Origin of the sequence: Candidatus Contendobacter odensis Run_B_J11 (genome assembly GCF_000531125.1) — a bacterium.
In the GTDB taxonomy this organism is placed as follows: domain Bacteria; phylum Pseudomonadota; class Gammaproteobacteria; order Competibacterales; family Competibacteraceae; genus Contendibacter; species Contendibacter odensensis.
In genome coordinates this window covers 1-9,083 of the sequence record NZ_CBTK010000203.1, presented here as the reverse complement: position 1 = coordinate 9,083, position 9,083 = coordinate 1, and the positions used below count along the sequence as shown (strand labels likewise).

The 9,083-nt window shown below is 61.5% G+C and carries 7 protein-coding genes; 4 read left to right on the top strand and 3 right to left on the bottom strand.

The features are described from left to right. Window positions 1-85 precede the first annotated feature (85 nt). The 3 genes from rsmD to BN874_RS12250 all read right to left on the bottom strand — a co-directional run bounded on the left by rsmD (window position 86) and on the right by BN874_RS12250 (window position 3,711). Window positions 86-670: a 16S rRNA (guanine(966)-N(2))-methyltransferase RsmD gene (rsmD, locus tag BN874_RS12260; RefSeq protein ID WP_034433732.1), complete on the bottom strand. Its 585-nt coding sequence runs from the start codon at window positions 668-670 to the stop codon at window positions 86-88. Then, window positions 667-2,010, bottom strand: a complete 1,344-nt coding sequence (locus tag BN874_RS12255) for a M16 family metallopeptidase (RefSeq protein WP_051497784.1) — start codon at window positions 2,008-2,010, stop codon at window positions 667-669. The genes rsmD and BN874_RS12255 overlap by 4 nt, the downstream gene beginning before the upstream one ends. Window positions 2,011-2,334: 324 nt before the next feature. Then, window positions 2,335-3,711, bottom strand: a complete 1,377-nt coding sequence (locus BN874_RS12250; protein WP_034433730.1) for a M16 family metallopeptidase — start codon at window positions 3,709-3,711, stop codon at window positions 2,335-2,337. Window positions 3,712-3,847: 136 nt separating this feature from the next. Between BN874_RS12250 and BN874_RS12245 the strand changes: the two genes are divergently transcribed. The 4 genes from BN874_RS12245 (at window position 3,848) to dsbD (ending at window position 9,038) form a co-directional block, all read left to right on the top strand. After that, window positions 3,848-4,828, top strand: a complete 981-nt coding sequence (locus tag BN874_RS12245) for an ABC transporter substrate-binding protein (RefSeq protein WP_051497783.1) — start codon at window positions 3,848-3,850, stop codon at window positions 4,826-4,828. 5 nt (window positions 4,829-4,833) lie between these two features. Continuing rightward, on the top strand, window positions 4,834-6,735 hold the full coding sequence (gene mnmG / locus BN874_RS12240; protein WP_034433728.1) for a tRNA uridine-5-carboxymethylaminomethyl(34) synthesis enzyme MnmG: 1,902 nt from the start codon (window positions 4,834-4,836) through the stop codon (window positions 6,733-6,735). Window positions 6,736-6,807: 72 nt separating this feature from the next. Further along, complete coding sequence (gene cutA / locus BN874_RS12235; protein ID WP_034433726.1) at window positions 6,808-7,137, top strand: divalent-cation tolerance protein CutA; 330 nt, start codon at window positions 6,808-6,810, stop codon at window positions 7,135-7,137. Next, window positions 7,134-9,038, top strand: coding sequence for a protein-disulfide reductase DsbD (dsbD, locus tag BN874_RS12230; RefSeq protein WP_051497782.1), 1,905 nt, complete (start codon window positions 7,134-7,136; stop codon window positions 9,036-9,038). Before cutA ends, dsbD begins: the two co-directional genes overlap by 4 nt. Window positions 9,039-9,083: the final 45 nt, after the last annotated feature.

Genomic DNA, 9,083 nt, shown 5'->3' with positions numbered 1-9,083 from the left:
CGCCTCGTCGTCTTAGTCAACCTGTTGCACGATAGTCTAACTAAAACTGATAGGTGGTGAGGGGTCATCCTTCTCCGGTCTGGCCTCAAAGCTCACTCGATCCTTCCCGCCGCGCCAGGCGGTACGCCACCGCACCGGCTATTTTTTCCCGGTAAATCCTCCAGGGGGCGGGCAACGACAGCGGCGGCAATTCCGCTTCCGCTTCCAGATAAATCCAGGCGGTTTCTGCCAACCAGTCCCCCGCTTCCAGCGCTGCGCAAACCGGTTCCAGCAGCCCCTGTCCGAACGGCGGATCGAGCAACACAATATCGAACGGCGTTCCCGGCTGGCGCAACCAGGTCAATGCCTCACCCGGTTCGACCCGTGCGCCTTCGGCCTTCAGCCGCGCCAGATTCTCGCGCAAAGTGCGAATCGCCAGCGGATGGCGCTCGATGAACACCACCTCAGCGGCACCGCGTGACAGCGCTTCGATCCCCAGCGCGCCGCTGCCGGCGAATAAATCCAGGCAGCGGGCACCCGGCAGTCGCGGAGCCAGCCAGTTGAACAGCGTTTCTCGCACCCGATCCGGTGTAGGTCGCAGCTCCAGCAAATCGGGAAATGCCAGCCGTCGGCTGCGCCACTGTCCGCCAATGATCCGCAGGTAGCTGGAATTGGTGCCGCGCCGGTTCATGAGCCGGTTGCGGGCGGGGGCGCGGGTTGACCGCCGCCAACGATGACGGTCAACAGCTTGTCGGGCTGGACATGGCGCTGCCAGGCGGCCTTGACTTGATCCAGGCCGATACTATTGATGACGCCGATGTGGGTTTGCAGGTAATCCAGCGGCAAGCCGTAAAACGCGATCACCCCCAGATAGTTGGCCAGCTTGCTATTGCCGGCGAGATCAAGGGCAAAGCCGCCGGTGATATTTTGTCGCGCCTCTTCCAGTATCGCTGCGTCAGGCCCGTTGGCGGTGAACTGGCGCAAGGTGGTTTGAGCCACTTGCAACGCGGTGTCGGTCTGGTCGTTGCGGGTCTGCATGTTCATCAGAAACGGGCCGGCTTGCCGCATCGGGGTAAAAGCGCTGTAGGCGCCGTAGGCCAACCCGCGCTTCTCGCGGATTTCCTGAGACAGTTGCGAAACCAGGCCATTGCCGCCTAGAACGTGGTTGCCCAGATACAGCGCGTCATAGTCGGGATCGGCGCGGCTGACGCCGATTTGGCCGATCAGGATATGGCTCTGGCTGGACGGGTGAGGGATGCGAAGAGTCCGGCTGGCGGTCAGCGGTGACGCCAGTGGGATCGGCAGCGCAGGTTCGCCCTTGGGCAAGCCGCCCACCAGAGCATTAGCCAGTTGTTCGGCAGCGGGCCGATCCAGATCGCCGACGATGGCGATTACGGCATTGGCGGCGGTGTAGTAACGGCGGTGAAAACCCTGCACCTCGGCGCGAGTCACTGCGTTCAGACTGGCTATGGTGCCGTCGGGCGGCGATCCGTAAGGATGATTGCCGTACAGCGCTTGATAAAATGCATCCTGGGCGATAGCGCCGGGTGATTGGGCGCGTTCCTGCAAGGCCGTCAGCATTTGTTGACGGACCCGCTCCACCGCATCCGGGGTGAAACTCGGTTCTTTCAGCAGCCGGGCGACGGTTTCGACCGCCGGTTGCAGATAGCGCGGATCAACCAGGCTGCGCAACGCAACTGAAGCGGCATCACGTCGCGAACTGGTACTCAGTCGCGCCCCGACTTGATCCAGCCGATCGGCAATGGTATCCGCCGACCAGTCGCCAGCGCCTTCATCCAATAACCCATTGCTCAGTTTCGCCAGTCCGGGCCGCTCACCATCGCGGACTGATCCGGCGCTGAACAGAATCTGCACGTCCACGATGGGCAGTTCCCGCGCCGGGATGAAGTAGACCGGCACCCCGTTGGCGGTGCTAAAGTTCTGAATAGCGGGTACGGCGGCAGCCAGACCGGACCCCAGCAGCAGGACGGTGGCCAGAAGGCCGGACAACAACGGTTTCAAATAAAACATGGTGACAAGAATCCTTGATTTCCCCTCGTCCGCTGGGAGAGGGGTTGGGGGTTGACAGCTACTGAAAACTTTATTGACTTTCATGGGCTTTCATTTAAGAATCTTGGCCGTTCTCAGGAACCTACCGCCAGTTGGGCGGAAAGTAACGCTTGCAGAGAGGGCGTGAGACCTGGGGGAACATGCGGTCGCCTCATCAGCGTAAAGTTCCCCACCCGTGGGGAATTTGAGTGGCGAAAACCAAGCCGTACCCTTGGGCAACCTCGTTGAAGCAAGAAGTGAGCTATGGAATAAAAGACCATGGTTTACGCAACGGTGAGGGTGTATTCAGCGAATTGAATGATCGCCCGCCGCACCGGGTGCGGGTGGACGGCGGCCATCCAGTGGCAGCGGCTCCAGCGTCGCTACCGTCAACCGGTCGTCGATCAAATACGTGCGGGCCACGTCACGCACCTGTTCCGGCGTTACGGCTTGAATCCGCTGCACGTAGTCATCGAGCTTGTTCCAACCCAGCCCGACCGTTTCCAGAATCCCCAGCCGCATCCCCTGATAGAACATCGAATCCTGCTGGTAGACATCGGCGGCGACCACTTGAGCAATCACCCGCGCCAGTTCATCGGGATTGATCAACGTCTCCCGCAGTCGCGCCACTTCGGCGCGCAAAGCCTGTTCCAGTTCGGCACTGTTGCGACCCGGCGCCGGATTGCCAGCCAGCACGAACAACTCTTCCAGCCGTGATGTCGGGCCATAGCTGGTGCCAACGGCGGCTGCGATCTGGGAACCACGCACCAGGTTACGGCTCAGGCGAGCGCTGTTTCCGGCATCGAGAATGCCGTCCAGCACCGCCAGCGCGTAGGGTTCCCATGCTTCAGTAGCCGTCTTCAGCGTGGGTACTTTGTAACCGAGCGCGACATAGGGCAATTCTGCGGGCGTTTTCACCACGATCCGGCGTTCGCCCAACTGCGGCGGCTCCACGGTCGGCTTGAGCGGCAGCCGATCACTGGGCGGCAGCGGGCCGAAGTGCTTTTCCGCCAGCCCACGGACTTTGGCCGGGTCTACGTCGCCGACGACGATCAGCGTGGCATTATTCGGCGCGTACCATTGCTGATACCAGCGACGCAGATCATCCGGGGCGATGTTTTGAATGTCCTGCATCCAGCCGATGATCGGATGGCGATAGGGGCTGGTGACGTAGGCGGCAGCGCTGAATTGCTCCTGGGTCAGCGCTTCGGGTTGATCCTCGGTGCGTAGTCGGCGCTCCTCGATCACCACCTGGGTCTCTTTGGTCACGTCCTCCGGCTTCAATAGCAAATGGCGCATCCGATCCGCTTCCAGCCGAAAACTGAGTTCCAGCCGGTCTTTTTCCAAGGTCTGGAAATAGGCGGTGTAGTCGTGGCTGGTGAAAGCATTTTCGTCTCCGCCATTGGCGGCAATGAGGCGGGAAAACTCGCCACCCGGCACCTCCGGGGTGCCCTTGAACATCATGTGTTCGAGCAAGTGAGAGATGCCGGTCAGGCCGCTGGGTTCGTAGCTGGAGCCGACCTTGTACCAGACCTGCGAGACCACCACTGGCGCACGGTGATCCTCGCGCACCAGCACCCTCAAGCCATTAGCCAGCGTGAATTCGTGGACGGGCGTTGCGGCGAAGGTGGTGGGGGCCAGCGCCAGCCAAAGCATTGCGATGATGAACCGACTGCTTGACATGAGTTCTCCGGGTTCGATGGGTTCCGAGCTTCAATTCCGGTGGTTTGGCAGCGGGCGGGGGCAAGGGTTCAGCGCGGCGGCATTGGTGTAACATGCCCTGAATCTTAATACTCACTCCGACCGGCAGAAAATCCTGATGAAAACTCTACCGAAATTATTACCCGCTTTCCTGCTGATACTGGGTCTGTTCGCCCTGCCCGGCGCTAGGGCGGATGACCAGCCTGCCCCTGACCCGAAGAAACTCATCGTCATGCTGGACTGGTTCGTCAATCCTGATCATGCGGCGCTGATCGTGGCGCAGGAAAAGGGTTTTTTCGCCGCCCAGGGTTTAGCAGTTGAACTGCAAACGCCCGCTGATCCCAACGATCCACCCAAGTTGGCCGCTGCCGGCAAAGTCAATCTGGCGGTCAGTTATCAACCGCAACTGCATATTCACGTCAACGCCGGGTTGCCGATCAAGCGGATCGCCACGCTGGTCGCCACCCCGCTCAATTCGCTGGTGGTGCTGAAAGACGGGCCGGTTAAGACCCTGGCCGATCTCAAGGGGCGCAAGATCGGCTACTCTGTGGGCGGTTTCGAGGAAGCCCTGCTCAAAACCCTGCTGGCCAAGGCCGGACTCAAGCTGGACGACGTGACTTTGGTGAACGTCAATTTTTCGCTGTCGCCGGCGCTGTTATCGAAGCAGGTAGATGCAGTGATCGGCGCCTTTCGCAATTTCGAGTTGAACCAGATGGATTTGGCCAAGAAACCGGGCCGGGCGTTCTACCCGGAAGAGGAAGGGGTGCCGCCCTACGATGAACTGGTGCTGGTGGCGAACCGCGACCAACTCAAGGATCCCCGACTGGGACGGTTTATGACCGCGCTGGAACAGGCCACGCTATACATCCTCAATCATCCCGACGATGCCTGGAAAGCGTTTATCGCCCAACATAAGGATTTGGATGATGAACTGAATCGCCGAGCCTGGCGCGACACCCTGCCACGATTGGCGCGGCGACCCGCAGCGCTGGACGAAGCCCGCTACAAGCGTTTCGCCAATTTTCTGGTCAAGCAGGGTGTAATTACGGTGGCGTTGCCGGTGTCGAACTATGCGGTGCAATTGCCATTACCGGAGTAATTTCGATGCAATACCCCGAACCCTTTGATGTCATCGTGATTGGCGGCGGTCATGCCGGTACCGAGGCGGGTATGGCCGCAGCACGGATGGGACTGCGCACCTTGCTGTTGACCCACACCATTGAAACAGTGGGGGCCATGAGTTGTAACCCGGCCATCGGCGGCATCGGCAAAGGCCATCTGGTCAAGGAAGTTGATGCACTCGGCGGGGTCATGGCCCGCGCCGCCGACCGCGCCGGGATTCAGTTCCGCATTCTCAACAGCCGTAAAGGGCCGGCGGTGCGCGCCACCCGATGCCAGGCCGACCGGGCCTTGTACCGGGCGGCGGTGCGCTCGCTGATCGAACATCAGCCGAATTTGCGGGTGTTTCAGCAATCCGTCACCGATCTGATCGTCGAGGGCGGGCGAGTAACGGGCGTCGTCACCCAGACCGGGATTCGCTTCAGCGCCGGCGCAGTGGTGCTGACCGCTGGCACCTTCCTGGCCGGCCTGATGCACGTCGGTATGTCCAATTACGAAGGCGGTCGCGCCGGTGATCCGCCGGCCAATGCGCTGGCAGCACGGTTGCGGGAATTGCCATTACAGGTCGGACGGTTGAAGACCGGCACTCCGCCGCGTCTGGATGGCCGCAGCATTGATTACTCGCAACTGACCGAACAACCGGGCGACGATCCCTGTCCGGTGTTTTCCTATCTGGGTTCGGTGGCGGAACATCCCCGTCAAATCTCCTGCTGGATTACCCACACCCGCGCCCATACTCACGATCTGATCCGGGGCGGTCTGGATCGCTCGCCGCTGTTCGCCGGGGTAATTCAGGGCGTCGGGCCGCGTTACTGCCCGTCCATTGAGGACAAGATTCACCGCTTTGCCGATAAGGATTCGCACCAGATTTTTCTGGAGCCGGAGGGCTTGGCGACCCACGAGGTTTATCCCAATGGCATCTCCACCAGCTTGCCGTTTGACGTGCAATTGGCGCTGGTGCGCTCGATACCGGGTTTGGAACAGGCTCATATCACTCGACCCGGCTATGCGATTGAATACGATTTTTTCGATCCGCGTGATTTGGAGTATTCACTGCAAACCCGCCCCCTGCGTGGGCTGTTTTTCGCCGGCCAGATTAACGGCACCACCGGCTATGAAGAAGCGGCAGCGCAAGGTCTGCTGGCGGGGATCAACGCCGGCTTGCTGGTCAAGGAGGAAGCGCCGTGGTGGCCGGGCCGCGAAGAAGCCTATCTGGGCGTGCTGGTGGACGACCTCATTAGCCGTGGCGCGACCGAACCGTACCGGATGTTCACCAGCCGCGCCGAGCATCGCCTGCTGCTGCGCGAGGACAACGCCGACTTGCGCTTGACCGAGATCGGGCGGCGGCTGGGCATCGTCGATGATGAGCGTTGGCGGATATTCGAGACCCAGCGGGAAGCGATTGAGCGGGAAAGCCAGCGGTTGCGCGAAACCTGGGTGCGGCCCGCGCAAGTGGATGAGGCTGAGATCCAGCGGGTCTTACAAGGACCGCTGGCGCGGGAAAGCCGGGCGTTGGAACTGCTGCGGCGGCCCGAAGTCAGCTACGCCGGACTACTGAGCCTGCCGGGCGTCGGGCCGGGCGTCGGGCCGGGCGTGGCCGATCTGCGGGTGGCCGAGCAGGTGGAAATTCAGGCCAAGTACGCCGGCTATATCGAACGCCAGCAGGAGGAAATCGCCCGCCAGCGCCGCCATGAACAGCAGATCCTGCCGCCTGATCTGGATTACGCCGAGGTTCATGGCCTGTCGCAGGAAGCCCGAGAAAAATTGATCCGCCACCGACCGCATACTCTGGGTCAAGCCGGCCGCGTTCCCGGCGTGACGCCCGCCACTCTTTCCCTGTTGCTGATTCATCTCAAACGCAATCGGATTCGCCGGACTGCCGGATAAACCCCGACCTTGGCCATCAGGCCAACGGTCTCAATCATTAGACGCATGACCACGCATCCTAAAAGTAACGCCATGAACTCATCGCCCCTGCTGATTCTTTGCACCTGCCCTGATTTGTCCACCGCTGAGCGCATCGCCGAAACCGTGGTTAGCGAACGGTTGGCCGCCTGCGCCAACATCGTGCCGGGACTGACCTCCATCTACCGCTGGCAAGGCCAGCTCCAGCGCGATTCCGAGGTGTTGCTGCTGCTCAAAACCCGCCAGGCGGTCTACCCGTTGCTGGAGGCGCGCATCCGTGAGCTGCATCCCTACCAGGTTCCAGAGATCATTGCCCTGCCGATTCAGGCTGGATCAGCCGCGTATCTGGATTGGATCGCCGAGAACACCGGAGCGCCGGTATGAAGTCTCCACTGCGGGCGTGGCCGTGGCTGGCGTTGTGGCTGGCGCTGCTGGCAACGCCGGTGATGGCGGGACTGTTCGACCGCTTCGGCGACTCTACGTCAGAGCGAATTCTCGAAGCCGATCAGGCGTTCCAATTGACCCTCAACGTCCTTGATCCGGTCACTTTGGAAGCGCGCTGGACGATTGCGCCTGGTTATTACCTGTATCGCGACAAGTTCCGGTTGAATTTGCCGGACGCCCCAGGCATTTCGATCACCGCGCTGGAAATCCCGGCGGGCGAATCGAAAGAAGATCCCTATTTTGGCCGGCAAGCGGTGTTTCACCATGAGGCGGCGATCATCGCCCGCCTGCACCGCGAGTCCTTCAGCGCCCAAACCGTGCGGTTGAAAGCGGACTACCAGGGTTGCGCCGAAATTGGCGTCTGTTACCCGCCGTTGAGCCAGACCGTGAGCGTAGCGCTGCCGGCCTACTCCCCGCGCCTGCCCGGAGAGGAAGCAGCGGTGAGGACTGATAACTCCCCGCGCCCGTTGGGAGAGGGGTTGGGAGTGAGGGCCGAAACGCCCTACGCTGCGGTAGCGGAAACCGAACGCCACGAAGCGGAGCAGGATCGGCTGGCGCGACTGTTGGGTGAGCAGCGCTTTCTGGCGATTCCCACCTTTTTTGGCCTTGGATTATTGCTGGCCTTCACCCCCTGCGTCTTTCCCATGGTGCCGATTCTGTCCAGCCTGATCGCCGGCCAGGGTCCAAACCTGAGTCGTAGCCGGGCGCTGCGGCTGTCGTTGAGCTATGTGCTGGCGATGGCGGCGACCTACACCCTTGCCGGCGTGCTGGCGGCGCTGCTGGGTCAGAACGTGCAGGCGTGGTTCCAGAATCCCTGGGTGATCAGCCTGTTCAGCGGCATGTTTGTGCTGCTGGCGCTGTCCATGTTCGGCCTGTACGAATTGCAACTGCCGAGCGATTGGCAAAACCGGCTGGTGGAATGGAGCAACCGCCAGCGCGGCGGCCAGTACACCGGCGTAGCGATCATGGGCTTCCTGTCCGCGCTGATCGTCGGCCCCTGTGTCGCACCGCCCCTTATCGGCGTTTTAACCTTCATCGCGGTCACCGGCGATCTCACCCTGGGCGCGGTCGCGCTGTTCGCCCTGAGTTTTGGCATGGGCGTACCGCTGCTGATCATTGGCGCATCCGCCGGCCATTGGCTGCCGCACGCCGGGCACTGGATGGAGCGAATCAAGCGGGTGTTCGGGGTGATGCTGCTGATGGTGGCGCTGTGGCTGCTGGATCGCGTTCTGCCCGCAGCCATCATCATGGTGTTGTGGGCGACGCTGCTGATCGTCATCGCGACGTATATGGGCGCGCTGCAACCGATGGTGCATGGCGCGCCACCCTGGCGCACCCTGGTCAAGGGTTTCGGTCTGGTGCTGCTGATCTACGGGGTTCTACTGCTGGTGGGGGTGGCGGCGGGGGGACGCGATCCGCTGCAACCGCTGCGCGGCGTCAGTTTGATCGCCAATGCCACCGGCGAAGCGGCGGCGCTCCCGTTCCACCGGGTCAAAACCGTGGCTGATGTGGATCGGGCGGTACGCGAAGCGGGCGGGCGCACGGTGATGCTGGATTTTTACGCCGACTGGTGCGTGAGTTGTAAGGAACTGGAACGCGAGACCTTTTCCGACCGTGCGGTGCGGATGGCTTTGGCCGATGTGGTGACGCTCCAAGCCGATGTCACCGCCAACGACGCCGCCGATCAAGCCTTGCTGCACCGCTTCGGCGTCATCGGCCCCCCCGCGATTCTGTTCTTCGGCGTGGACGGCAAGGAGCGCCACGAGCGGCGGGTGGTGGGATTTATGGCAGCGGAAGCGTTTAAGGCGCATGTGCAGCAACTTTATACCATTTCTCTATAGGTTTAATTTTTCAAGCGCCGATAAGATAAATGGATATCCGGTAAG